The sequence below is a fragment of the Streptomyces sp. NPDC052496 genome (genome assembly GCF_040679095.1).
Classification (GTDB): domain Bacteria; phylum Actinomycetota; class Actinomycetes; order Streptomycetales; family Streptomycetaceae; genus Streptomyces.
Genome location: NZ_JBFAUH010000031.1, coordinates 65,964 through 89,084 on the forward strand (window position 1 = coordinate 65,964; position 23,121 = coordinate 89,084).

Below are 23,121 nucleotides of genomic sequence, written 5' to 3' on the forward strand. Positions count from 1 at the left end.
GGCGTTCATGATGCCCTTCCTCCGGCGGCCTTGAGAGTGCGCAGGGCGGACAGTTCGGCCTCGGTCGGCGCCTGAGTGACCGTCAGGTCCGGTGCGGTGCGCAGATCCCAGCCGGTCGCCTCCCGCGCCTGCTCCGGTGTCACGCCGGGGTGCAGCGCGGTCAGGACGAGTTCGGCGGTGTCCGGGTCCGGGCGCAGGATGCCGAGGTCGGTGATGACGGCGGTGGGCCCGGCGCCGCGCATCCCGAGGGCGGCCCGGTCGCCCGGGCCCGCGCCGTGCCCGACGGTGGTCACGAAGTCGAGCGCGGGCACCAGGTTGCGGCGGGTGTGCCGCAGCACGATGAGCACCTCCCCGCAGTTCGCGGCGATCTCGGGGGCGCCGCCCGCGCCGGGCAGCCGGGCCTCGGGCCGGTCCGGGCCGCGGTGCACGGCCGTGGTGTTGATGTTGGCGAACCGGTCGAGCTGGGCGGCCCCGAGGAAGCCCACGTCGATCCGGCCGCCCTGGAGCCAGTAGTTGAACATCTCCGGCACGGACACCACCGCGTCCGCGGTGTCGGCCAGTTCGCCGTCGCCGATCGACAGCGGCAGCCGCGTCGGCCGGGAGCCGATGGTGCCCGACTCGTACACCAGGACCAGATCCGCGTCGACCGTGCGGCGGGCCAGGTTGGCGGCCGTGCTGGGCAGGCCGATGCCGACGAAGCACGTGCGCGCACCGGCCAGCGCGCGGGCCGCGTTGACCGCCATCAGTTCGTCGCGGCCGCAGCGCGCGCCGTCGTCCGTACCGCTCATCGGGCGCCGCCTTCCGCAGGGGTGAGTACGTGCGCGTCGAGCCACCGCAAGAAGGTGTCCCGGTCGCGGGAGACGGCGTCCCACGCCTGGTAGAAGCCGTTGTCCCGGACCGAGTACCCGGCCGCGTACGAGGGGTGGGCGCCGCCGGGCACGAGCGCGACCGCGTCGATCACCCAGCCGGGCAGCACCACCGCGCCCGGCCGGGGTTCCAGAGCGCCCTCGACGATCTCCTCGACCGTGACCAGGGCCCGCCCGGCGGCCAGCACCGCTTCCTTCTGCACCCCGGTCAGGCCCCACAGCTGCACATTGCCGTCCCGGTCGGCCTGCTGGGCGTGGATGACCGTGACGTCCGGGTTGAGGGCGGCCACGGCGGCCAGTTCCTCGCCGGTGAAGGGGCAGGTGACGGTGGTGATGGTGTCCGTACGGCCGGGGAGGTGGCTGCCGCGGTAGCCGCGCAGCACCGCGAACGGCAGCTTCGAGGCGCCCGCGACATAGCGGTTGGCCATTCCCGCGTGGCTGTGCTCGTCCAGTTCCAGCGGGTGCGGCCAGCCGTTCTCGACCGCGTCGCGGAAGCGGTGCAGCGAGCCGACGCCGGGGTTGCCGCCCCAGGAGAAGACCAGGGCGCGGGCCGCGCCGGCGCCGATGAGCTGGTCGTAGACCACGTCCGGGGTCATGCGGGCCAGCGTCAGGCCGGTGATCCCCTGGCGGATGATCTCGTGCGCCGCGGCGAAGGGGATCAGGTGGGTGAAGCCCTCCAGCGCGACGGTGTCCCCGTCGTGGACCAGGTCCCGCACGGCGTCGTGCAGGGAACGGATGTCGGCCATGGCCTCGCCCTCGCGTCGTCCGGTGTGCCGGTGCCCGGCGGGACCTGCTCTCGCAACTCCCCGCCCCACACGGCTTGTTCGCCAGGTGAACTTACGTTCATAATCGGCGTAACCAGAGCCTGGACCCCTCTCCCGGCCTTGTCAACGGGGCGGCGGATACGGTCCTGCGAGATACCCGCACCGTGGAGAGCCCGTGACGCACCCCGCCGCCGATCCGCCACCGCCGCCCAAGGAGGCGGTGGGACCGCTGATACGCGCCCTGTCCGTACTGCGCGCGCTCTCCGCGGCCGGCGGCCGGCAGGCCGTCGGTGACCTGGTCCGCACGACCGGGCTGGCCCGCTCCACCGTCGACCGCGTACTGAGCACCCTGGCCCGCCTCGGGCACGTACGCGTCGCGGGCCGGGACGCGGTGCTCGCCCCCGGCCTGCTGGAACTCGGCAACGCCTACCTGGCCGCCTCCGGACTGCCCGACCGGCTCGCCCCGGCCGCCGAACGGCTCGCCGACGCGCTCGACGAGTCGGTCTCGCTCGCCGTACCGGACGGTGACGGTGTCCGCTTCGTGCACCAGGCGACACGGCGGCGGGCGATGTCACTCGCGTTCCGCATCGGCGACCTGCTGCCCGCCGAACGGAGCGCGGTCGGCGCGCTGTTCGCCGCCGACTGGGACGAGGAGGCCTGGCGGCGCTGGCGGCAACGGCGCGCGGCGGACCCGTCGGACGCAGGGTTCCCGGCCGTACCGCCACGGCGGTACGAGGAGGCCGCCGACGCCGGACAGCCGCCCTCCACCGCGGACTTCGCCGCCCGGGTCGAAGCTGCCCGGACCTCCGGCTGGTCCCTGGACGACCAGCTCATCGAACCGGGCCTGGTCGCCGTCGCCATGCCCGTACGCGACCCTCAGGGCCGCCTGGTGTGCGCGGTGAGCGTCGTCAGCCACACCAGCCGGCTGTCCGCCGACGAGCTCCCCGGCGCCGTACTCCCCCGACTGCGCGAGACCGTCGCAGAGATGGAACGCTCCCTGACCGACCCGGCCCCGCCCGCATCCACCGCCCCGTACGAGCCGTACGAGCCGTACGAGCCGTCCACACCATTCGCCGCCCGGCACGCCTCCTGGATGCGCGCCTCCAAGCAGGAACTGGGCCCGGAGTTCGTCGAGTCACTGGCCCGCGGCCTGCTCACGCTCACCGCGTTCGGCACCGGCCGGGCCGCGCTCCCCCTGACCGCCGTGGCGGAGGCCACCGGCCTGGCCCGCGCCACCGCGCGCCGCGCCCTGCTCACCCTGGAACACCTGGGCTACCTCGTCGCGGACGGACGTCTCTTCCGCCCCACCCCGAAGGTGCTGGAACTGGGCTTCGCCCCGCTCTCGGACCTGACGCTCCCCGGCATCGCCCAGCCCCACCTGGCCGCGCTGGTGGAGCAGGTGCACGACTCGGCGTCGATGGCGGTGCTGTCCGGTACGGACATCCGGTACGTGGCCCGGGTGCCCACCGTACGGATCATGAGCGTCAACATCACCGTGGGCACCCGCTTCCCCGCCTGCCCGACTTCCATGGGCCGGGTCCTGCTCGCAGACCTGCCGGCGGCCGAACGCGCCGCCCGCCTCGCCCGCGCCGACCTCACCCCCCTCACCCGGCACACCGTCACCTCGCGCGAGCGGCTCGCCGCCCTGCTGGAGCAGACGCGGCGGGACGGTTACGCGCTGGTCGACGAGGAGCTGGAGGAGGGGCTGCGGTCGATCGCCGTCCCCGTACGCGACCGGCACGCCCGCGTCGTCGCCGCGGTCAACATCTCCACCCACGCGGGCCGCCGCTCCCCCGCCGAGGATCGCGACGCTTTTCTGCCGCCGCTGCGGACGGCCGCCGCGCGCATCGAGGCGGAGCTGCACACGGCGGGGCGGTATCTGCGGGTGCCGCTCGCCTGAGGCGTTCCGGGGCGCGGCGGGCAGCGGCGCGACGTGCGCGGCGGGGCCGTCAGAGTGCGGGGATGCGCGCCTTGAGCAGGCAGAACACGGTGCCTTCGGGGTCGGCCAGGACGTGCCACGACTCCTCCCCCGTCTGGCCGATGTCGGCCGGGCGCGCGCCGAGCTTCAGGAGACGTTCGAGTTCGGCGTCCTGATCGCGGTCGGTGGCGCTGACGTCGATGTGCAGCCGGGGCGTCCCGTCCTTCGGCTCGTCGCTGCGGCTGAGGATGATCGTCGGCTGCGGGCCGCCGAACCCTTCGCGCGGCCCGATCTCGACGCAGTCCGCTTCACGGTCGAGCACGACGAAGTCCAGGACCTCGCACCAGAACCGCGCCAGCACCTCGGGGTCGTGGCATTCGAGCACCAGCTCACTGATCCGGCATGCCATGGGCGAAACCTGCCTCTCCGGGGGAACCTGCCAGGGTGGCCGCGCGCGGATCCCAGGGGCTCCCCGCCGGGCGAACACCCCGGCGACCGTACCGGGCGAGGCGGTCAGGGGCGAGGGATTTCCGCACCCGTGCCCGGCGGCCCGGCCGGACCGCCGGGCACGGGCCGAGCGGACACACCGTCACGGCCATCACGGCTGTCACGACCATCGCGGCCATAACAGCCGTCACAGCCGTCACAGCCGTCACGCCCAAGGCGTCGGCCCACCGCCGTTCGACCACGCCACCAGCCGGTCACCGTCGAAGCAGCGGATGGCGCAGGTATCGGCGTACTCGGTGGCGGGTTCGGTGAAGGCGCTGGTGGTGACGACGGCCGCGATGTCGGCCTCGTGCACCGTGTAGCAGGTGCCGCCGAAGCGCTGCAGGTCCTGCGAACCGACCTTGTTCGTCGGACAGTAGCGCTTGCACTGGATGATGATCCGCCGGCCGTCGGACGTGGTGGCCAGGACATCCGCACCCAGGTCCCCCGCGCCGCCGACGACCTGGACGTCCCGGCAGCCGTCGCGTTCGCAGAGGCGGGCTATCGCCTGCTCGAAGGCGTACGCGTCCATCGCCAGGAAGTCCTCGACGCTGCTCCACGCGACGGCCGAGGGCACGGAGCCGGCCACGGAATCCGGAACGGCGTCCCCCACGACGACCGGCTCGGCATCCGCCGCGACAGCCGTACCGGCGGTCCTCTCCACGACCCCCTCCACGGCCGCCGCCCTGGCCGCCTCGGCCTCCGCCTCCGCCTTGCCCTCCCGGGCCGCCCGCCGCAGTTCGCGCAGGCGGGGCATGCCGCGCACCGCCACGACCAGCAGGGCCAGGACGAACGGCAGGGCGGCCCCGCCCACGAGCAGAGCCGTACCCGGGTGCTCCGCCGCCCACCGGGCCACCTCACGGACGGCGAGGAACCCGCCGCACAGGAGGGAGCCGACCACGGCCAGGACGAAGACCGTCCGCCGCATCGGATACGTACGGGCGCGTGGCCGGTCCGACGGCCCGTCAACTCCCATGGATGCGGCCACAGGCGATGCTCCTTCGCTTCGGCGGGACGGTTACGGCTGCTCGCTCACCTCCTGCCCCGCCCGAGCCGATCCATGATCACCACACTGCCGCACCCGTCCCCGCTCCCGCCTCCGCCGCGCGTTCTCCAGATCCCGCGCCACCGCCAGCACGACCGCCACCACGATGAGCGCCACCGCTCCCGTCGCGGCCAACGACATCAGCATCGAATGCACGGCTCTCCCGACAAAAGGCGGCGAATTCCCCACCCCCGTCACCCACCATGCGCCAGCCGCCGCCCCTCACCACCACCCCACACCCCCGATCACCCGAATTCACCACACGGAGGCCACCCCGCCCCGCCCTGCACCGTCACACCGCTCCCCCGCCCCCACCATTCCTCAGCGTGCTCGACAAACCGGTCGAACATCCCACCCTGCTCCTGCCTGCGCAGATGCAGCAGCGGCGAGTCGTGCCCCACCAGACGCCCCAGGTGCGGCGCCACCAGGGCGTCGTCAAACTCGTCAACGTCCGCGAGCGGGCACGTACGGGCGGCGACCTGACCACCGCGACCGACCGCAACGTCTCCCTGCGACACCACCCGGAGGGCCACCGGTGAGTATTCGGGCGAGGCCCCCCAGCAAAAGACACCCCCAAATCCGGACGATAGGCTTTCCTCCAGTTTTCATCTTCAAGGGGGACAAATGGCCAGCGAGTCACGGCCCGGAACGGGCATCGAGCTCGGGTACCGGATGACGGTCGAGGATTTCCGTGAGGGGTTGCGGGCGCGGACGCGGGCCATGCCTGCTGCGCGGTGGCAAGGGTGGCTGATGACCGGGGGTGCCGTGCTGGTGCTCGCGGTGCTGGTCTGGACCTGGGTGGCTGACGGGGCCGTGGATGTGCGGCTGGCGGTCATCGCGCCGGCGTTGCTGGCGGTGCGGCTGGTCATGCCCTGGCTGCTGGCCCGGCAGTTTCATCGCCGTGCCGAGAGCATGGGGGACTTCCGGGCGGTGGTGGACGAGAACGGCGTCACCGTCACGAATCTGCAGCGGTCCAGCGTGCTCACCTGGCAGGCGGTGAACCGCTATGCCGAGACGTCGCGGGCGTTCGTGCTCCTGGGCGGGGACCGCAACGTCACGGACATGACGATCCTGCCCAAGCGCGGCGCGGCCCGCGCCGCCGACGTCGAGCGGCTGCGGGCCCTGTTCGAAGGGCGGCTGACCCGCGTCTGACCGGACCGGGCCCACGGCCAGGACATGGCGCCCCCTCAGCGCCGCCGGGGCCGCTTCGCGTACGTACGCAGCCGGACCCTGATGTCGGCCGGCGGCAGGAAGTCCGCCCAGCGCTCCGGGTACTCGGCCGGGGGCGGCGTGTCGTCGTCCTCGGTGTCGTGGTCCTCGGTGTCGTCGTCGTCCGGTTCGGGGGCGGTTTCCTCGCGGGCCGTCGCCCCGAGGCCGACGGCGGCGAGGGCGGAGCGCTGTGCCGCGGCCACCTCGCGGGCCCGGCGTTCCTTCTCGGCGCGGCCTGCCGCGGTGGCGACCGAGGGCCAAACGCGGTCGAGGGCGGCGTTCATGGCTGCGCCCACCAGGACGGCGAAGGCGGAGACGCCGATCCAGAGGAGGACGGCGACGGGGGCGGCCAGGGAGCCGTAGATGGTGGGGCCCTCCACGGTCTGGGTGAGGTAGACGCGGAGCAGCAGGCTGCCCAGGACCCACATGGCGAGGGCGACGACCGCACCGGGGATGTCCTCGCGCCACGGTGACCGTACGGGCACGGACACGTGGTAGAGGGTGGTGAGGAAGGCGACCGAGAGGATGAGGACGACCGGCCAGTACAGGATGCGGATGGCGGTCTCGCTCGCCGGCATCCAGCTGACGACGGTGTCCGGGCCGACCACCATCAGCGGCATCGCCACCGCGCCGACGACCAGCGCGGCCAGGTAGAGCACGAAGGCCAGCAGCCGGGTGCGGACGATGCCGCGCCGCCCGTCCAGGCCGTACATGATCGTGATGGTGTCGACGAAGACGTTGACCGCGCGGGAACCGGACCACAGGGCGATGGCGAAGCCGAGGGAGATGACGTCCGGGCGGCGGCCGGTGAAGATGTCGTCGAGCAGCGGCCGGGCGATCTCGTTGACGCCCTTGCTGGACAGCAGCGTGTCGGACGCGCTGAGGATGTTCTCGCGGATGTGGTCGATGGTCTCCTGGCCGATCCAGGGCTCCATGTAGCCGAGCAGGCCGATGAAGCCGAGGAGCAGCGGCGGCAGCGACAGCAGGCAGAAGAACGCCGCCTCGGCGGCGAGTCCGGTGACGCGGTACTCCATGCAGGAGTTGACGGTGTCCTTCAGCAGCAGCCAGGCGAGGCGGCGTTTGGAGACGTTCCGGTACAGGACCCGGGCCCTGTGCAGACGGCCGGACGGCCGCTGCGCTGCTTCTTTCACTGGCTGCACCTCCTTACCGTATCTGCCATGGCAGCCACCACTCATACGGTCACGAACCAGCCTCCGCCGCTGGTCGGGTACGACGTCTTCGCCGCGGACGCGGCGCTCACCGAGGGCGTCGGGCGGCACGTCCCGGCCGCTCTCCTGGACGAGGTGCGCAGGGAGCTGGGCGAGCTGGGCCGCGCCGCGGGCTCCGCGCACGCGCAGCGCTGGGGCGCGCTGGCCGACGGCAACCCACCCGTCCTGCGTACCCACGACCGCTACGGCCACCGGGTGGACGAGGTGGAGTTCCACCCGGCGTGGCACCGGCTGCTGGGGCACGCCGTCTCGTCGGGGCTCACCGACGCCTGGTCGCGGCCGGCCGGGCACGTCCGGCGTACCGCGGGGTTCCTGGTGTGGACGCAGGCCGAGGCGGGCCACGGCTGTCCGCTGTCGATGACGCACGCGGCGGTGCCGGCGCTGCGGGCCGACCCCGCCCTGGCGGCGGAGTGGGAGCCGCTGCTGACCTCGCGGGTGTACGAGCCGGGACTGCGGCCGGTGGCGGAGAAGCCGGGCGCGCTGGCCGGGATGGCGATGACGGAGAAGCAGGGCGGGAGCGATGTGCGGGCGACCACGACGGTCGCGGAGCCCCTGTCGTCCGACGGGGAGTACGTGCTGACGGGGCACAAGTGGTTCTGTTCGGCGCCGATGTCGGACGCGTTCCTGGTGCTGGCGCGGACGCCCGGGGGCGTGGGCGAGGACGGGCTCACCTGTTTTCTGCTGCCCCGGGTGCTGCCCGACGGCAGCCGTAACTCCTTCCGTATCCAGCGGCTCAAGGACAAGCTCGGCAACCGCTCGAACGCGTCGGCCGAGGTGGAGTTCGACGGTACGACCTGGGCACGGCGGGTCGGCGAGGAGGGGCGCGGGGTCGCGACGATCATCGAGATGGTCGCGGCGACCCGGCTGGACTGCGTGACGGGTTCGGCGGCGGTGATGCGGCAGGCGGTGGCGCAGGCGCTGCACCACACCGCGTACCGGCACGCCTTCGGCAAGCCGCTCGGCGACCAGCCGCTGATGCGCAACGTCCTGGCGGACCTGGCGCTGGAGTCGGAGGCGGCGACGGCGCTGGCGCTGCGGCTGGCGGCGGCGTACGACGCGGACACCGAGCAGGAGCGCGCGTTCCTGCGGCTGGCGGTCCCGGCGGCCAAGTACTGGGTGACCAAGCGCTGCACACCGGTGGCCGCCGAGGCGCTGGAGTGCCTGGGCGGCAACGGCTACGTGGAGGAGTCCGGGATGCCGCGGCTGCTGCGCGAGTCGCCGCTGAACTCCGTCTGGGAGGGGTCGGGCAGCGTCCAGGCCCTGGACGTGCTGCGGGCGCTGCGCCGCGAACCGGCGGCGCTGCACGCGTTCCTGACGGAGATCGGTACGGCCCGGGGCGCCGACCACCGGCTGGACGCCGCGATCAAGGGCCTGCTGACCGAACTGGCCGACCTGGAGGGCATCGAGGCCCGCGCCCGGCGGCTGGCGGAGCGGCTGGCGCTGGTCCTCCAGGGCGCGCTGCTCGTACGGTACGCGCCGCCCGAGGCCGCGGACGCGTTCTGCGCCGCGCGCCTGGGCACCGACCACGGCGCCACCTTCGGCACCCTGCCGCACACGCTCGGCCTGCGCGCGATCGTGGAGCGGGCCCGGCCGGCGGCCGGGCCGTGAGGTACGCGGTGGCGGGCCCCGTTCCCTCAAGAGGGGGGTGGGGTCCGGGGCCCGCCACCGTGTGGGCGGGGAGCGGTGCCGCGCCGACCCGGCGCCGCTCCCCGGTCTCGGACCGGCCCGTGTGGACCGGCCCGCGAGGTCTGGTTCGCCACCCGTGGCCGCGGCGCCGTACCGTCGGCGTCGTTCTCGGTGGCAGGTGGCCGGCGTCCGGCGGGGACACCGCACCGTGACGTCATCCCCTCTCGGCCTGCGGGTCACCTTCCTCGCCGCCGTCATACGCCACAACAGTTGCAGCTGGTTGCAACCAATTGACGCAATCCGGCGCTCGGGGCGGCCCGGTGACGGCACCATGGGCGGCAAGCCACGGACAGTGCACGACGGAGAGAAGAGCGTGAGCGACAGACCGAGCGACATGGGCATCTGGTCGGCCCAGGAGGTACGCGAGACGACGCGGCGGCTCGCCTCCCTCCGTGAGGCCGCGCTCTGCGGCGGCCGGACGGCCACCGCGCCCCGCGCCGTGATCTGCGAGTCCTGGCGCCGGGCGCTGGACCGCGGCGTCGATCCGGACCGGGACCGGCGGGAACGGCCGCTGACCGTCGAGGAGCTGGAGCACCGGCGGCACAGCTCCCGGCTCGCGTCGCTGCTGCCGCTGTTCAACAGCGGCCTGCTGCCGGCCGCGGACGCCGCCCAGCAGATCATGGTCGTCACGGACGCCGAGGGCCGGGTGCTGTGGCGCGAGGGCTGCGCGCCGGTCCGGCGGATGGCCGACCGGCACGGCTTCGACAAGGGCGCGGACTGGACCGAGGAGGTGGTCGGCACCAACGCCATAGGCACCGCGCTGGTGGCCCGCCGGCCGGTCCTGGTGCACTCCGCCGAGCACTTCGTCCGTACCCACCACACGTGGACCTGCGCGGCGGCGCCGCTGCACGATCCGCGCGACGGGCGGCTGCTGGGCATCGTGGACGTGAGCGGCCCGGCGTACACCTTCCACCCGAGCACGCTGTCGCTGGTCTCCGCGGTGGCCCGGCTCGCGGAGAGCGAGCTGCGCGAGCGGCACCACGGGGCGCTGGACCGGCTGCGGGCGAGCGCCGCGCCCGTCCTGGCCCGGCTCGGCGGGCAGGCGCTGGCCGTCGACAAGGACGGCTGGACGGCGGCGGTCGTCGGGCTGGCCCCGCCGGACCGGGTGGCGCTGCCCAAGTCCCCGGAGGCCGGGCCGCTGTGGCTGCCGCGGTACGGCATGTGCACGCTGGAGCCGCTGCCCGGCGGCTGGCTGATCCGCGTCGGCGCGCCGCAGGGCGAGGAGCCGCGGGCCAGCCGGGTGCTGCTGGACCTGGGCAGCCGCACCCGGCCGGCGGTCACGGTCACCGGCCCGGCGGGCAGCTGGACGCACGAGCTGAGCCCGCGCCACGCGGAGGTGCTGTTCGTGCTGGCGCGCCGGCCGGAGGGGCGCAGCGCGGCCGATCTGGCACAGGACCTCTTCGGGGACCGCGCCCGTACGGTCACGGTACGGGCCGAGCTGTCCCGGTTGCGCCGTCATCTGGCGAGCGTGCTGGCGCACCGCCCGTACCGCTTCGCCGACGGGGTGGACGTGGAACTGCGTCTGCCGCCGCGCCCGGTGGACCTGCTGCCGCACTCGACGGCACCGGCGGTGGTGGCGGCGCGGCACGCGTGACGCGGGGGGGGGGAGGGTGAGGCCGGGATCGGGAGCAGGGGCAGGGCTCGGGTCGGGGTCGGGGTCGGGGTCGGTCGGGGGCAGGGCCAGGGGGCAGGGTTCCGTAGCGAGCGCGGGCCTCCTCCATTGCCCCATAAATACGGTGCGCCCCCACGACCCCATCGGCTAACCTGGCACCGCTTCGAACATCAGCTCCCCAGAAGGACGTCGCAGAACGGGAGCAGCCCACGCCATGGCGCGCGTGCGGCCAGGCGAGCGGGCGACACGACCTTTCGTGCTCGATCCCGCCCTCCTGGAGGACCTGTCATGTCCATCGGCCTCGGCCTGCCCATCGGCGACCCCGCGACCCTGCTGACCTGGGCCCGGCGCGCCGACGCCGTCCCGTTCCGCAGCATCGCGCTGCTCGACCGGCTGGCGTACGGCAACCCCGAACCCCTGATCACCCTGGCCGCCCTGGCCGGCGCCACCTCCCGCGTACGGCTGCAGACCGAGGTACTGCTCGCGCCGCTGCACCGCACCGCGCTGCTCGCCAAGCAGGCCGCCACCCTCGACGTGCTCTCCGACGCGCGCTTCACGCTCGGCATCGGGCTGGGCGGGCGCGCGGACGACTATGCGGCGGCGGGGGTGGACCTGCGCACCCGCGGTCGGCGGCTGGACGGCCAGCTGGCACGGCTGCGGGCCGCCTGGGCCGGTGAGCCGTGCGGCGCGGACGCCGGCCCGATCGGCCCGGCCCCGGCCCGCGCCGGCGGCCCGGAGGTGCTGTTCGGCGGCTTCGTGCCGGCCGTGTTCCGGCGGGTGGCCCGCTGGGGCGACGGCTTCCTCGGCGCGGCGCTGCCCGCGTCGATGATGGACGGGCTGTTCCGCGATGTGGAGAAGGCCTGGGACGAGGCGGGGCGGCCCGGCCGGCCGCGGCTGGTGGCCCAGGTGAACGTGGCGCTCGGCCCGGAGGCCGTCCTCGACGAGGCCCGCCGCGAGGCCCGCGCGTACTACGGCCCCTTCGAGTACACCGATCACGTCGTCGACGGCCTGCTCACCACGGAAGACCAGCTCCGCGACGCGGTGGCCGCCTTCCGCGCCATCGGCGCCGACGAGGTGATGCTCTACTGCTGGGCCACCGACCCGGACCAGGTGGACCGCATCGCGGACGCGGTGCTGTGATGCGTCCGGGCCGCGCGGGCGGTTCCCAGCCGGCGGAGCCGCTCGGCAGCAGGCCGGCGCCGTACCGGTGAGACCCGGGTGGGCCCTGTGATGTGCTGGGCCCCATGACGCTCACCGTGACCACCTGGTACCTCGAACAGACCGCGCCCGACGACCTTGCCCCCGCCGCTGCTCCTCCGGAGGAGCAGCGGGTCCGGATCGCCCGGGCCGAGGTGATCTCGCCGGAGTTCAGCCGGTTCCTGTACACGTCCGTCGGCGGGGACATCACCTGGACCGACCGGCTGGGCTGGTCGTACGGGCAGTGGGAGGAGTTCCTCGGGCGGCCCGGCGTGGAGACGTGGGTGGCGTACGAGCGGGACACGCCGGCCGGGTTCGTGGAGCTGGACGCGCAGGCCGAAGGGGCCGTCGAGATCAGTTACTTCGGACTGCTGCCGGCCTTCCGCGGGCGCCGCACCGGCGGACATCTGCTCTCGTACGGGACGGCCCGCGCCTGGGACCTGGCCGAGCGGTGGCCGGAGCGGGAGAAGACGCGCCGGGTGTGGGTGCACACGTGCAGCAAGGACGGGCCGCACGCCCTGGACAACTACCGGCGCCGCGGTTTCCGGGTGTACGCGACCGAGGAGACCGAAGAAGCGGAGATGCCGACTCCGGGTCCATGGCCGGGCGCCTGACCGGAGTCGGCGGTTCCGTCCGATACGCGGGGAAAACGGGCGGGCGGCGGCCGTGCCCACCGCCAGCCCGCAGCGTGACCGGCACCACACTTTCTCGTTATGTGGGACAGACTTGTCCATATTCTGGAAGACGGTGGACTGGCTCAAGAGCGCCATGACACGCTTCCGTCATGTCTACAGCTGGAATTGCCTTGGTGAGTCGGCGGCACGTCGACCTCGGCCGCATGTCCAGCGCCATCTGTCCGGCGGGCTGACAGTCTCAGCAACGTCATCCTTTTCGCCGTCCCCACCGTCGCGGACGCGCGGGCACCCCTGATCCGACCTGCCCCGGACGCTCTCTGACCAGCACCTCGCGCCGCTCTGCGCCGAGGCGCGTCTTCGCAGGTCACGGTGGGGTTGCCGCTGCCCGCTCCCGCCCTCACCGAGCCGCCCAGAAGGACATACCGCCATGGCCGCCACCCCCGAACGAACCGGTCCCGCCACGACCCGCCGCAAGGCCGGACGCCACCGCGGTGAGGGCCAGTGGGCCGTAGGTCACTTCACTCCGCTGAACGGCAACGAGCAGTTCAAGAAGGACGACGACGGTCTCAACGTACGGACACGTATTGAGACGATCTACGCCAAGCGCGGTTTCGACTCGATCGACCCCAGTGACCTGCGCGGCCGGATGCGCTGGTGGGGCCTGTACACCCAGCGCAAGCCCGGCATCGACGGCGGCAAGACCGCGGTGCTGGAGCCGGAGGAGCTGGACGACCGGCACTTCATGCTGCGGGTCCGGGTCGACGGCGGACGGCTGAGCGTCGCGCAGCTGCGGGCCATCGGCGAGGTCTCCCAGGAGTACGCGCGCGGCACCGCCGACATCACCGACCGGCAGAACATCCAGCTGCACTGGATCCGCATCGAGGACGTCCCGGCGATCTGGGAGAAGCTGGAGTCCGTCGGACTGTCGACGACCGAGGCGTGCGGCGACTGCCCCCGCGTCATCATCGGCTCGCCGGTCGCCGGTATCGCGGCCGACGAGATCGTCGACGGCTCGTCCGCGATCGCGGAGATCGAGCGGCGCTACATCGGCAGCAAGGAATTCTCCAACCTGCCGCGCAAGTTCAAGACGGCGATCTCCGGCTCGCCGGTGCAGGACGTGGTCCACGAGATCAACGACGTCGCGTTCGTGGGCGTCGAGCACCCCGAGCACGGGCCCGGCTTCGACCTGTGGGTGGGCGGCGGCCTGTCCACCAACCCGCGGCTCGGCGAACGCCTGGGCGCCTGGGTGCCGTTGGCGGAGGTGCCCGACGCCTGGGCCGGGGTCGTGGGGATCTTCCGGGACTACGGCTACCGGCGGCTGCGCAACCGCGCGCGGCTGAAGTTCCTGATGGCGGACTGGGGCCCGGAGAAGTTCCGGCAGGTGCTGGAGGACGAGTACCTCCAGCGGAAGCTGATCGACGGGCCGGCGCCCGCGGAGCCCAGCTCGCGCTGGCGCGACCACGTGGGCGTGCACCGTCAGAAGGACGGCCGGTTCTACGTGGGCTTCGCGCCGCGCGTCGGCCGGGTGGACGGCGCCACCCTCGTCAAGGTCGCCGAACTGGCCGCGGCACACGGCTCGGACCGGCTGAACACCACCGTCGAACAGAAGATGATCATCCTCGATGTGGCGGAGGACCAGGTCGAGCCGCTGATCGCGGGGCTGGAGGCACTGGACTTCCAGGTCCGGCCGTCGCCCTTCCGGCGCGGCACGATGGCCTGCACCGGCATCGAGTTCTGCAAGCTGGCGATCGTCGAGACGAAGGCGCGCGGCGCCTCGCTCATCGACGAACTGGAGCGCCGGATGCCGGACTTCCAGGAGCCGGTCAGCATCAACATCAACGGCTGCCCGAACGCCTGCGCCCGCATCCAGACCGCGGACATCGGACTCAAGGGCCAGCTGGTGCTGGACGCGGACGGCAACCAGGTCGAGGGCTACCAGGTGCACCTGGGCGGCGCGCTCGGCCTCCAGGCCGGCTTCGGCCGCAAGGTGCGCGGTCTGAAGGTCACCGCCGAGGAGCTGCCCGACTACGTCGAGCGGGTGCTGACCAGGTTCCAGGAGCAGCGCGAGGACGGCGAGCGGTTCGCCGCCTGGGCCGCCCGCGCGGACGAGGGAGCGCTGAAGTGAGCGGGCGGGCCGCGCCGTTCTACTGCCCGTACTGCGGGGACGAGGACCTGCGCCCTTCCGAGGAAGGGCACGGCTCGTGGGAATGCGGGGCGTGCAACCGCGCGTTCCGGCTCTCGTTCCTCGGGCTGCTGGCCAAGGGCGTCACCACCCCGCCCGGACGGTCCGCCGACCTGCGAGGGGGAAGCGAGACATGACGACGACTCAGCACCGTACGGAAGCCGAACTGGCCGCGCTCGCCGAGCGCGCCGGACGCGACCTGGAGGACGCCTCCCCGCTGGAGGTCCTCACCTGGGCCGCCGAGACCTTCGGCAAGCGCTTCTGCGTCACCTCCTCCATGGAGGACGCGGTCGTCGCGCACCTGGCCTCGCGCGCCTTCCCCGGCGTCGACGTGATCTTCCTGGACACCGGTTACCACTTCCCGGAGACCCTCGGCACCCGGGACGCGGTCGCCGAGGTGATGGACGTCAACGTCATCACCCTCACGCCGCGGCAGACGGTGGCCGAACAGGACGCCACGTACGGCCCGAAGCTGCACGACCGCGACCCGGACCGGTGCTGCGCGCTGCGCAAGGTCAAGCCCCTCGAAGAGGGCCTGACCGGGTACGACGCCTGGGCCACCGGGCTGCGCCGGGACGAGTCGCCGACCCGCGCGAACACCCCCGTGGTGGGCTGGGACGCCCGGCGCCGCAAGGTGAAGGTCTCACCGATCGCGCGCTGGACGCAGCAGGACGTGGACGCGTACGTCGCCGAGCACGGCGTGCTCACCAACCCGCTGCTGCTGGACGGTTACGCCTCGGTCGGCTGTGCCCCGTGCACCCGCCGGGTGCCGGCGGGCGAGGACGCGCGGGCCGGCCGCTGGGCCGGCAGCAACAAGACCGAATGCGGGCTGCACGGATGAGCGGCCCCGGGGCGTCCGGCCGTCAGGAGCCGGACCCCGCACAGATATCGGAATTTCGGGAGCGAGAGATGACGGGCGCCACGGTGTGGCTGACCGGACTGCCCAGCGCCGGCAAGACCACGGTCGCATACGCGCTGGCGGAGCGGCTGCGGGGCGAGGGCCACCGCGTCGAGGTGCTGGACGGCGACGAGATCCGCGAGTTCCTCTCGGCGGGGCTCGGCTTCGGCCGCGCGGACCGGCACACCAACGTGCAGCGCATCGGCTTCGTCGCCGAGCTGCTGGCGAGCAACGGCGTCAAGGCGCTGGTGCCGGTGATCGCGCCGTACGCGGACTCCCGGGAGGCGGTGCGCAAGCGCCACCAGCGCGAGGGCACGCCGTACCTGGAGATCCACGTGGCGACGCCCGTCGAGGTGTGCTCCGAGCGGGACGTGAAGGGCCTGTACGCCAAGCAGGCGGCGGGCGAGATCTCCGGGCTGACCGGCGTCGACGACCCGTACGAGGAGCCCGAGTCGCCCGATCTGCGGCTCGTGACGCACGACCGGACCGTGCAGGAGTCCGCGGCGGCGCTGCACGCGCTGCTCACCGAGAGGGGACTGGCATGACGACCGCCGCAGCCCTGAGCGAGAGCACCGGGGACGCCGACAACCCGTACGCGCTCAGCCACCTGGACGCGCTGGAGTCCGAGGCGGTGCACATCTTCCGCGAGGTGGCGGGCGAGTTCGAGCGGCCGGTGATCCTCTTCTCCGGCGGCAAGGACTCGATCCTGATGCTGCACCTGGCGCTGAAGGCGTTCGCGCCCGCACCGGTGCCGTTCGCGCTGCTGCACGTGGACACCGGTCACAATTTCCCCGAGGTGCTGGACTACCGCGACCGTACGGTGGCCCGGCACGGGCTGCGGCTGCACGTCGCCTCCGTACAGGACTTCATCGACCGCGGTGAACTGCGCGAGCGCCCCGACGGCACCCGCAACCCCCTCCAGACCGTGCCGCTGCTGCACGCCATCGAGTCGAACCGCTTCGACGCGGTGTTCGGCGGCGGGCGCCGCGACGAGGAGAAGGCGCGCGCCAAGGAGCGGGTGTTCTCGCTGCGCGACGAGTTCGGCGGCTGGGATCCGCGCCGCCAGCGCCCCGAGCTGTGGCAGCTCTACAACGGCCGGCACTCCCCCGGCGAGCACGTCCGCGTCTTCCCGCTCTCGAACTGGACCGAGCTGGACGTGTGGCAGTACATCGCCCGCGAGAAGATCGCACTGCCCGCCATCTACTACGCCCACGAGCGCGAGGTGTTCGCCCGCAACGGCATGTGGCTGGCGCCCGGCGAGTGGGGCGGCCCCAAGGACGGCGAGACCGTCGAGCGGCGGCAGGTGCGCTACCGCACCGTCGGTGACATGTCCTGCACCGGCGCCGTCGACTCCGGCGCGGCCACCATCGAGGCCGTCATCGCGGAGATCGCCGCCTCCCGGCTCACCGAGCGGGGCGCCACCCGGGCCGACGACAAGCTGTCTGAGGCCGCCATGGAGGACCGTAAGCGCGAGGGGTACTTCTAACCATGAGCACGATTGTCGATCCGGTGGACCCATTCGATGCGACCGGTACGGCGGCCACCTCGCTGCTGCGCTTCGCCACCGCCGGTTCGGTGGACGACGGCAAGTCCACCCTCGTCGGGCGGCTGCTGCACGACTCCAAGTCGGTGCTGGCCGACCAGCTCGAAGCGGTCGAGCGGGCCTCGCTGGGCCGCGGCCAGGAGGCGCCCGACCTGGCGCTGCTGACCGACGGCCTGCGGGCCGAGCGGGAGCAGGGCATCACCATCGACGTGGCCTACCGCTACTTCGCCACGCCGCGGCGGCGGTTCATCCTCGCCGACACGCCCGGCCATGTGCAGTACACCCGCAACATGGTCACCGGCGCGTCCACCGCCGAGCTGGCCGTGGTGCTGGTCGACGCCCGCAACGGGGTGGTCGAGCAGACCCGCCGGCACGCCGCCGTCGCCGCGCTGCTGCGCGTCCCGCACGTCGTGCTGGCCGTCAACAAGATGGACCTGGTGGACTACGCCGAGCCGGTCTTCGCGGCGATCGCCGAGGAGTTCACGGCGTACGCCGCGTCCCTGGGCGTCCCGGAGATCACCGCCATCCCGATCTCGGCACTGGCGGGCGACAACGTCGTGACCCCGTCCACGAACATGGACTGGTACGGCGGCCCGACCGTGCTGGAGCACCTGGAGACCGTGCCGGTCGTGGCCGACCCGTCCGAGGACCCGGCGCGCTTCCCGGTGCAGTACGTCATCCGCCCGCAGACCCCCGAACTGCCCGACTACCGCGGATACGCGGGCCAGATCGCGTCCGGCGTGCTGCGCGTCGGCGACGCCGTGACGGTGCTGCCGTCGGGCCGTACCAGCACGGTCGAGGCGCTGGACGTGCTGGGCCAGGCGGTGGACGTGGCCTGGGCGCCGCAGTCGGTGACCGTACGGCTCGCCGACGACCTGGACATCTCGCGCGGCGACCTGATCGCCCCGGCCGCGGCCCCGCCCGTCACCACGCAGGACGTCGAGGCGACCGTCTGCCACGTCGCCGACCGGCCGCTGAGGACCGGGCAGCGGGTGCTGCTCAAGCACACCACCCGTACGGTCAAGGCGATCGTCAAGGACATCCCGTCCCGGCTGACGCTGGCCGACCTCTCCCAGCACCCGGCGCCCGGCGAGCTGGCCGCCAACGACATCGGCCGGGTCGTGCTGCGCACCGCCGAGCCGCTGGCGCTGGACCCGTACGCCGACTCCCGGCGCACCGGATCGTTCCTGCTCATCGACCCGGCGGACGGCACCACGCTGACCGCGGGCATGGCCGGGTCCGCGTTCGCCGAGGCGGCCGAGGCCGCGGCGGCCGCCGCGGACGACGACGCGGAATGGGACTTCTGACATGACCGCTTCCCTGGCCCCGGACGCCCTCGTGACCTTCGCGGACGCCTTCTCGACGTTCGCGAAGGAGGGCGGCCGGATCGGCAGCGGCGCCCTGGGCAGCGGCCAGGGCGGCGTCGGGCGATGTGTGCGCCGATGACGTACCGCCGCCCGTCCCTTCTCCGCCATTCCACCGCTCTGCCGGGCCCGCCGTAGGCGCTCGCCGCCCGGCCCTCCGAGAGGACCCCCTCCCGTGCCTGCCGTACGCCACCGCCTCCTCGCGGCCCTCGCCGTCGTCCCCCTGCTGACCGGCGCGCTGGGTGCCTGCGGGTACGGCTCCCGCGCCAAGCAGGACGACCGGGGCGCGGTCGCGGCGAAGGGCCCGAAGACCGACGGCCTGGACCAGGTGAAGGTCGGCTACTTCGCCAACACCACGCACGCCACCGCGCTGGTCGGCGACCAGAAGGGCTTCTTCCAGAAGGAGCTGGGCGGTACGAAGTTCGCGCCGTCGGTCTTCAACGCGGGCCCGGCGGAGATCGAGGCGCTGAACTCCGGCGCCATCGACATCGGCTGGATCGGCCCGTCCCCCGCCATCAACGGCTGGACCACCTCCCAGGGCAAGAGCCTGAAGATCATCTCGGGTTCGGCGTCCGGCGGTGTGTCGCTCGTCGTCGACCCCAAGAAGATCAAGAGCCTCGACGACCTCAAGGGAAAGACGATCGCCACCCCGCAGCTGGGCAACACCCAGGACGTGGCGCTGCTCAACTACTTGGCCGAGAAGGGCTACCAGGTCGACGCCACCACCGGCAAGGGCGACGTGACCGTCCAGCGCACCGAGAACAAGGTCACCCCCGTCGCCTTCCGGCAGGGCAGCATCGACGCCGCGTGGGTGCCCGAGCCGACCGCCTCCAAGCTGGTCGCCGAGGGCGGCAAGGTGCTGCTGGACGAGAAGAAGCTGTGGAAGGACGGCAAGTTCGTCATCACGAACGTGATCGTCTCGCAGAAGTTCCTCAAGGAGCACCCGAAGGCCGTCGAGGCGGTGCTGCGCGGTTCGGTGAAGACCAACACGTACATCAGGACCCACCCGGCCGAGGCCCAGCAGGCGCTCAACGACAAGCTGGCCGCCACGGCCGGCAAGGCGCTGCCGCCCGACGTCATCGGCCCGGCGTTCCGCAACACCGACGTCACCGACGATCCGCTGGCCGCCACCCTCCAGCTGGAGGCGGACCACGCGGTCCGGGCCGGCCTGCTGAAGAAGCCCTCCCTCAAGGGCATCTACGACCTCACGCTGCTCAACAAGGTGCTCAAGGCCGAGGGCAAGCCGGCGGTCGACGACGCCGGACTCGGCAGCGCATAGTCCCGCCGCACGCATCCCCAGGAGGTGACACCGATGACGACCACCACGCTCAGCAAGCCCGGCAGCCGGCCGCCCGCCCCGGCGGAGACGGGCGGCGCGACCGCCTCGTACGCCGCTCGCATCGACCACGTCTCGAAGTCCTTCGGCCGCCCCGGCGCGCAGCAGCACGTACTGGACGACATCAGCATCGATGTCGCGCCGGGCGAGTTCGTCTGCCTGCTGGGGGCGTCGGGCTGCGGCAAGTCGACGCTGCTCAACCTCGTCGCCGGGCTGGACGGGCCCTCCGCGGGCAGCATCGAGACGCCCGGCGGCCGGCCGGCCCTGATGTTCCAGGAGCACGCACTGTTCCCGTGGCTGACCGCGGGCCGCAACATCGAACTGGCGCTGCGGCTGCGCGGGGTGCCGCGCGCGGAGCGCCGGGGCGAGGCCGAGCGGCTGCTGGAGCTCGTACGGCTGAAGGGCGCGTACGGCAAGCGGGTGCACGAGCTGTCCGGCGGCATGCGGCAGCGCGTCGCGATGGCCCGCGCGCTGGCGCAGGACAGCCGGCTCCTGCTCATGGACGAACCGTTCGCCGCACTCGACGCCATCACGCGCGACGTGCTGCACGACGAGCTGACCCGCATCTGGCGGGACGCCAACGACGGCGCCGCCGGCAGCGGCGGCCTGTCCGTCCTGTTCGTCACCCACAACGTCCGGGAGGCGGTACGGCTCGCCGAGCGCGTGGTGCTGCTGTCCTCCCGGCCCGGCCGGATCGCCCGCGAGTGGACCGTGGACATCCCGCATCCGCGGCGCATCGAGGACGCGGCGGTCGCCGACCTTTCCGTAGGGATCACCGAACAGCTCCGTGGGGAGATCCGCCGCCATGGCCAGCACTGAGACCGGGACGGCCGCCGAGGCCGCCGGCACCACCGACGAACCCGCCGCCGGCGCGCCGGCGGCCGGCCCGGAGACGCCGGCACCGGCCGCCGCGGAACCCGCCGGCCCGTCCGACCTCGCCGGGCTGGAAGCCGGCCTGGACGCCCTCGACACCACCGTCACCTCCCGCCAGCCCTGGCTGCGCACGCTGGCGTCCAAGGCCGTGCCGCCGGTCGTCGCGATCGCCCTCGTCCTCGGTCTGTGGCAGCTCGCCTACCACTTCGAGCTCAAGGACCACTACCTGCTGCCCAGCCCGGTCGACGTGGCACGGTCGCTCCAGGACAAGTGGCTCGAAGGCACCCTGCTGGACTACGTCTGGACGAGCGTGTCGCGCGGCGCGCTCGGTTTCCTGGCCTCCGTGGCGATCGGTACACCGCTCGGCCTGCTGGTCGCGCGCGTCAAGCCGGTACGGGCCGCGATCGGCCCGATCCTCAGCGGCCTGCAGTCGCTGCCCTCGGTGGCCTGGGTACCCGCCGCCATCATCTGGTTCGGGCTGAGCGACGCCACCATCTACGCGGTCGTCCTGCTCGGCGCGGTCCCCTCCATCGCCAACGGTCTGGTCGCCGGCGTCGACCAGATCTCCCCGCTCTACCTCCGCGCCGGCCGCACCATCGGCGCCCGCGGCCTGACCGGCGTACGGCACGTCCTGCTGCCCGCCGCGCTGCCCGGCTACCTCGCCGGCCTCAAGCAGGGCTGGGCCTTCTCCTGGCGCTCCCTGATGGCCGCCGAACTCATCGTCAACGCCGCCGACCTGGGCACCGGCCTCGGCCAGCTCCTCGAACAGGGCCGTGAACTCCAGGACATGTCCTGGGTGCTCTCCGCCATCCTCCTCATCCTCGTCGTCGGCATCGGCATCGAGCTGCTGATCTTCGCGCCGATCGAACGCCGGGTGCTGCGCAGCCGCGGCCTGTTGGTGAAGAGCTGACCCATGGACACCCGCCCCGCCCGCCCCGCCCGCCCCGCTCGCCCCGCTCACCCCGCTCGCCCCGCCCGCCCCGCTCGCCCCGCCCTCCTCGTCATCGCCCACGGCAGCCGCGACCCGCGGCATGCCGCGACCGTCACCGCGCTGCGCGCGCGAGTGCGGGCGCAGCGGCCCGGCCTGCGCGTCGAGGTGGCCTTCCTCGACTTCAACGCGCCGGGCGTGCCGCGGGCGCTGGAGCGGCTGGCCGCCGACGGGGTACGGGACGTGGTGGCCCTGCCGCTGCTGCTCACCCGCGCGTTCCACGCCAAGACGGACATCCCGGCGGTGCTGCGGGAGGCCGCCGCGCGGCTGCCGCGCCTCACCGTGCGCCAGGCCGGTGTCCTCGGCCCCTCCCCCCTGCTGACCGCCGCCCTGGAACGGCGGCTGTCCGAGGCCGGGCTGCGGCCCGGCGACCGGCGCTCGACCGGGGTCGTACTGGCCTCGGCGGGCTCTTCCGACCCGGAGGCGATCGCAGTGATCGCTGAAATCGCGCGGGAGTGGCGGCGTACCACCGGTTGGTACGCCGTGCGGCCTGCGTTCGCCTCCGCCTCCCTGCCCCGCACGGCCGACGCCGTACGCGCCCTGCGGGCCGAGGGCGCCGAACGGGTGGCGGTGGCCCCGTACGTGATCGCCCCCGGCCGCCTCCCGGACCGCATCGCCCGCGGCGCCGATGAGGCGGGCGCCGATGTCCTGGCCGGAGTCCTGGGACCGGCGCCGGAGGTGGCGGGCCTGCTGGTGCGGCGGTACGAGGAGGCGGTGGGGCGGGCGGTGCGGGCGCTCGTGGCCTGACCGCCGCGTCCGGCGGCCGTCTCTCAGCCGCGCGGCGGCAGCCGGTGCAGCTGTACGTCGCTGAGCCGGCCCGCTCCGGCCTCCACCGTCATGTACGTGCAGTACGGCTGCCGCCTGCGGTCGGTCGGCGAGCCCGGGTTGAGCAGACGCAGGCGGCCGTCCTCCGTCGTGGTGTCCCAGGGGATGTGGCTGTGGCCGAAGACGAGGACGTCGAGGTCGGGGTACTGCTGGGCACAGCGGCGTTCGCGGCCCTGTTTCTGGCCGGTCTCGTGGACGACGCCCCAGCGCAGGCCGCCGAGTTCGGCGTAGGCCACTTCCGGGAGGCGGGCGCGCAGTTCGGGGCCGTCGTTGTTGCCGTACACGCCGAGGAGTCTGCGGGAGCGTTCCTCCAGCAGGTCCAGGGTGGCGGTGTCCACCCAGTCCCCGGCGTGCACGACCACGTCGGCGCGCGCCACCTGCTCCAGCAGCTCCGGTGGCAGGGCCTTGGCGCGTTTGGGCAGGTGGGTGTCGGACATCAGCAGCAGGCGCACGGGCCGACCGTAG

General features: G+C 73.3%; 25 protein-coding genes and 1 pseudogene. 18 read left to right on the top strand and 8 right to left on the bottom strand.

The genetic code is table 11. From position 1 onward, the window contains the following. Positions 1 to 5 precede the first annotated feature (5 nt). A complete protein-coding gene (locus tag AB0L45_RS33020; RefSeq protein WP_365846592.1) occupies positions 6 to 788 on the bottom strand; it encodes a CoA-transferase in 783 nt (260 codons plus the stop codon). Beyond that, on the bottom strand, positions 785 to 1,612 hold the full coding sequence (locus AB0L45_RS33025; protein WP_365846594.1) for a CoA-transferase: 828 nt from the start codon (positions 1,610 to 1,612) through the stop codon (positions 785 to 787). Before AB0L45_RS33025 ends, AB0L45_RS33020 begins: the two co-directional genes overlap by 4 nt. Positions 1,613 to 1,805: 193 nt before the next feature. Between AB0L45_RS33025 and AB0L45_RS33030 the strand changes: the two genes are divergently transcribed. Next, a complete protein-coding gene (locus AB0L45_RS33030; protein WP_365846596.1) occupies positions 1,806 to 3,530 on the top strand; it encodes an IclR family transcriptional regulator C-terminal domain-containing protein in 1,725 nt (574 codons plus the stop codon). A 49-nt stretch (positions 3,531 to 3,579) separates the two neighbouring features. Here AB0L45_RS33030 and AB0L45_RS33035 read toward each other — a convergent pair whose 3' ends face one another. The 4 genes and pseudogenes from AB0L45_RS33035 to AB0L45_RS33050 form a co-directional block, all read right to left on the bottom strand. Next, positions 3,580 to 3,957 (bottom strand): VOC family protein, encoded by a 378-nt coding sequence (locus tag AB0L45_RS33035; protein ID WP_365846598.1) that lies wholly within the window; start codon positions 3,955 to 3,957, stop codon positions 3,580 to 3,582. Between the two features lie 243 nt (positions 3,958 to 4,200). Beyond that, positions 4,201 to 5,022, bottom strand: coding sequence for a restriction endonuclease (locus tag AB0L45_RS33040; protein WP_365846600.1), 822 nt, complete (start codon positions 5,020 to 5,022; stop codon positions 4,201 to 4,203). Positions 5,023 to 5,052: 30 nt separating this feature from the next. Further along, positions 5,053 to 5,235: a hypothetical protein gene (locus tag AB0L45_RS33045; protein WP_365846602.1), complete on the bottom strand. Its 183-nt coding sequence runs from the start codon at positions 5,233 to 5,235 to the stop codon at positions 5,053 to 5,055. An 89-nt stretch (positions 5,236 to 5,324) separates the two neighbouring features. Next, positions 5,325 to 5,519, bottom strand: a pseudogene (locus AB0L45_RS33050) (hypothetical protein); the annotation flags it as partial. Positions 5,520 to 5,703: 184 nt separating this feature from the next. Between AB0L45_RS33050 and AB0L45_RS33055 the strand changes: the two are divergent. Further along, entirely contained in the window at positions 5,704 to 6,231 is a 528-nt protein-coding gene (locus AB0L45_RS33055; RefSeq protein ID WP_365846604.1) for a YcxB family protein, read from the top strand. A 35-nt stretch (positions 6,232 to 6,266) separates the two neighbouring features. On the opposite strand, the gene AB0L45_RS33060 is transcribed toward AB0L45_RS33055, so the two are convergent. Then, on the bottom strand, positions 6,267 to 7,448 hold the full coding sequence (locus AB0L45_RS33060; protein WP_365846606.1) for a YihY/virulence factor BrkB family protein: 1,182 nt from the start codon (positions 7,446 to 7,448) through the stop codon (positions 6,267 to 6,269). Between the two features lie 18 nt (positions 7,449 to 7,466). Between AB0L45_RS33060 and AB0L45_RS33065 the strand changes: the two genes are divergently transcribed. From AB0L45_RS33065 to AB0L45_RS33140, 16 genes are all read left to right on the top strand, one after another. Then, the gene (locus AB0L45_RS33065; protein WP_365846608.1) at positions 7,467 to 9,125 is read left to right on the top strand and encodes an acyl-CoA dehydrogenase family protein; all 1,659 of its coding nucleotides are present in this window, start codon (positions 7,467 to 7,469) and stop codon (positions 9,123 to 9,125) included. A 391-nt stretch (positions 9,126 to 9,516) separates the two neighbouring features. Continuing rightward, complete coding sequence (locus AB0L45_RS33070; protein WP_365846610.1) at positions 9,517 to 10,797, top strand: GAF domain-containing protein; 1,281 nt, start codon at positions 9,517 to 9,519, stop codon at positions 10,795 to 10,797. Between the two features lie 306 nt (positions 10,798 to 11,103). Beyond that, positions 11,104 to 11,955, top strand: a complete 852-nt coding sequence (locus tag AB0L45_RS33075; protein WP_365846612.1) for an LLM class flavin-dependent oxidoreductase — start codon at positions 11,104 to 11,106, stop codon at positions 11,953 to 11,955. 104 nt (positions 11,956 to 12,059) lie between these two features. After that, a complete protein-coding gene (locus AB0L45_RS33080; RefSeq protein WP_365846614.1) occupies positions 12,060 to 12,626 on the top strand; it encodes a GNAT family N-acetyltransferase in 567 nt (188 codons plus the stop codon). Between the two features lie 170 nt (positions 12,627 to 12,796). Next, positions 12,797 to 12,880: a putative leader peptide gene (locus AB0L45_RS33085; protein ID WP_312024626.1), complete on the top strand. Its 84-nt coding sequence runs from the start codon at positions 12,797 to 12,799 to the stop codon at positions 12,878 to 12,880. Positions 12,881 to 13,074: 194 nt separating this feature from the next. Then, the gene (locus tag AB0L45_RS33090) at positions 13,075 to 14,772 is read left to right on the top strand and encodes a nitrite/sulfite reductase (RefSeq protein WP_365846616.1); all 1,698 of its coding nucleotides are present in this window, start codon (positions 13,075 to 13,077) and stop codon (positions 14,770 to 14,772) included. Beyond that, a complete protein-coding gene (locus AB0L45_RS33095) occupies positions 14,769 to 14,966 on the top strand; it encodes a hypothetical protein (protein ID WP_365846618.1) in 198 nt (65 codons plus the stop codon). Before AB0L45_RS33090 ends, AB0L45_RS33095 begins: the two co-directional genes overlap by 4 nt. Next, the gene (locus AB0L45_RS33100; protein ID WP_365846620.1) at positions 14,963 to 15,670 is read left to right on the top strand and encodes a phosphoadenylyl-sulfate reductase; all 708 of its coding nucleotides are present in this window, start codon (positions 14,963 to 14,965) and stop codon (positions 15,668 to 15,670) included. Before AB0L45_RS33095 ends, AB0L45_RS33100 begins: the two co-directional genes overlap by 4 nt. Positions 15,671 to 15,738: 68 nt before the next feature. Beyond that, positions 15,739 to 16,272 (top strand): adenylyl-sulfate kinase, encoded by a 534-nt coding sequence (cysC, locus tag AB0L45_RS33105; protein ID WP_365846622.1) that lies wholly within the window; start codon positions 15,739 to 15,741, stop codon positions 16,270 to 16,272. Continuing rightward, the gene (gene cysD, locus AB0L45_RS33110) at positions 16,269 to 17,213 is read left to right on the top strand and encodes a sulfate adenylyltransferase subunit CysD (RefSeq protein WP_365846624.1); all 945 of its coding nucleotides are present in this window, start codon (positions 16,269 to 16,271) and stop codon (positions 17,211 to 17,213) included. The genes cysC and cysD overlap by 4 nt, the downstream gene beginning before the upstream one ends. Positions 17,214 to 17,215: 2 nt before the next feature. Continuing rightward, a complete protein-coding gene (locus AB0L45_RS33115; RefSeq protein WP_365846626.1) occupies positions 17,216 to 18,577 on the top strand; it encodes a GTP-binding protein in 1,362 nt (453 codons plus the stop codon). Position 18,578: 1 nt separating this feature from the next. After that, complete coding sequence (locus AB0L45_RS33120; protein WP_365846668.1) at positions 18,579 to 18,716, top strand: hypothetical protein; 138 nt, start codon at positions 18,579 to 18,581, stop codon at positions 18,714 to 18,716. Positions 18,717 to 18,809: 93 nt separating this feature from the next. Then, positions 18,810 to 19,913: an aliphatic sulfonate ABC transporter substrate-binding protein gene (locus AB0L45_RS33125; protein ID WP_365846628.1), complete on the top strand. Its 1,104-nt coding sequence runs from the start codon at positions 18,810 to 18,812 to the stop codon at positions 19,911 to 19,913. A 33-nt stretch (positions 19,914 to 19,946) separates the two neighbouring features. Continuing rightward, on the top strand, positions 19,947 to 20,789 hold the full coding sequence (locus AB0L45_RS33130; RefSeq protein WP_365846630.1) for an ABC transporter ATP-binding protein: 843 nt from the start codon (positions 19,947 to 19,949) through the stop codon (positions 20,787 to 20,789). After that, positions 20,776 to 21,753, top strand: a complete 978-nt coding sequence (locus tag AB0L45_RS33135) for an ABC transporter permease (protein WP_365846632.1) — start codon at positions 20,776 to 20,778, stop codon at positions 21,751 to 21,753. Before AB0L45_RS33130 ends, AB0L45_RS33135 begins: the two co-directional genes overlap by 14 nt. 3 nt (positions 21,754 to 21,756) lie before the next feature. Then, positions 21,757 to 22,578: a sirohydrochlorin chelatase gene (locus tag AB0L45_RS33140; RefSeq protein ID WP_365846634.1), complete on the top strand. Its 822-nt coding sequence runs from the start codon at positions 21,757 to 21,759 to the stop codon at positions 22,576 to 22,578. Between the two features lie 23 nt (positions 22,579 to 22,601). On the opposite strand, the gene AB0L45_RS33145 is transcribed toward AB0L45_RS33140, so the two are convergent. Further along, entirely contained in the window at positions 22,602 to 23,108 is a 507-nt protein-coding gene (locus tag AB0L45_RS33145) for a metallophosphoesterase (RefSeq protein WP_365846636.1), read from the bottom strand. Positions 23,109 to 23,121: the final 13 nt, after the last annotated feature.

Excerpts from the sequence above, each read along its gene's own strand:
- AB0L45_RS33020 (WP_365846592.1), bottom strand. The coding sequence starts at position 788 with ATGAGCGGTACGGACGACGGCGCGCGCTGCGGCCGCGACGAACTGATG.
- AB0L45_RS33025 (WP_365846594.1), bottom strand. The coding sequence starts at position 1,612 with ATGGCCGACATCCGTTCCCTGCACGACGCCGTGCGGGACCTGGTCCAC.
- AB0L45_RS33035 (WP_365846598.1), bottom strand. The coding sequence starts at position 3,957 with ATGGCATGCCGGATCAGTGAGCTGGTGCTCGAATGCCACGACCCCGAG.
- AB0L45_RS33055 (WP_365846604.1), top strand. The coding sequence starts at position 5,704 with ATGGCCAGCGAGTCACGGCCCGGAACGGGCATCGAGCTCGGGTACCGG.
- AB0L45_RS33065 (WP_365846608.1), top strand. The coding sequence starts at position 7,467 with ATGGCAGCCACCACTCATACGGTCACGAACCAGCCTCCGCCGCTGGTC.
- AB0L45_RS33075 (WP_365846612.1), top strand. The coding sequence starts at position 11,104 with ATGTCCATCGGCCTCGGCCTGCCCATCGGCGACCCCGCGACCCTGCTG.
- AB0L45_RS33080 (WP_365846614.1), top strand. The coding sequence starts at position 12,060 with ATGACGCTCACCGTGACCACCTGGTACCTCGAACAGACCGCGCCCGAC.
- AB0L45_RS33085 (WP_312024626.1), top strand. The coding sequence starts at position 12,797 with ATGTCTACAGCTGGAATTGCCTTGGTGAGTCGGCGGCACGTCGACCTC.
- AB0L45_RS33090 (WP_365846616.1), top strand. The coding sequence starts at position 13,075 with ATGGCCGCCACCCCCGAACGAACCGGTCCCGCCACGACCCGCCGCAAG.
- AB0L45_RS33100 (WP_365846620.1), top strand. The coding sequence starts at position 14,963 with ATGACGACGACTCAGCACCGTACGGAAGCCGAACTGGCCGCGCTCGCC.
- cysC (WP_365846622.1), top strand. The coding sequence starts at position 15,739 with ATGACGGGCGCCACGGTGTGGCTGACCGGACTGCCCAGCGCCGGCAAG.
- cysD (WP_365846624.1), top strand. The coding sequence starts at position 16,269 with ATGACGACCGCCGCAGCCCTGAGCGAGAGCACCGGGGACGCCGACAAC.
- AB0L45_RS33115 (WP_365846626.1), top strand. The coding sequence starts at position 17,216 with ATGAGCACGATTGTCGATCCGGTGGACCCATTCGATGCGACCGGTACG.
- AB0L45_RS33120 (WP_365846668.1), top strand. The coding sequence starts at position 18,579 with ATGACCGCTTCCCTGGCCCCGGACGCCCTCGTGACCTTCGCGGACGCC.
- AB0L45_RS33130 (WP_365846630.1), top strand. The coding sequence starts at position 19,947 with ATGACGACCACCACGCTCAGCAAGCCCGGCAGCCGGCCGCCCGCCCCG.
- AB0L45_RS33135 (WP_365846632.1), top strand. The coding sequence starts at position 20,776 with ATGGCCAGCACTGAGACCGGGACGGCCGCCGAGGCCGCCGGCACCACC.
- AB0L45_RS33140 (WP_365846634.1), top strand. The coding sequence starts at position 21,757 with ATGGACACCCGCCCCGCCCGCCCCGCCCGCCCCGCTCGCCCCGCTCAC.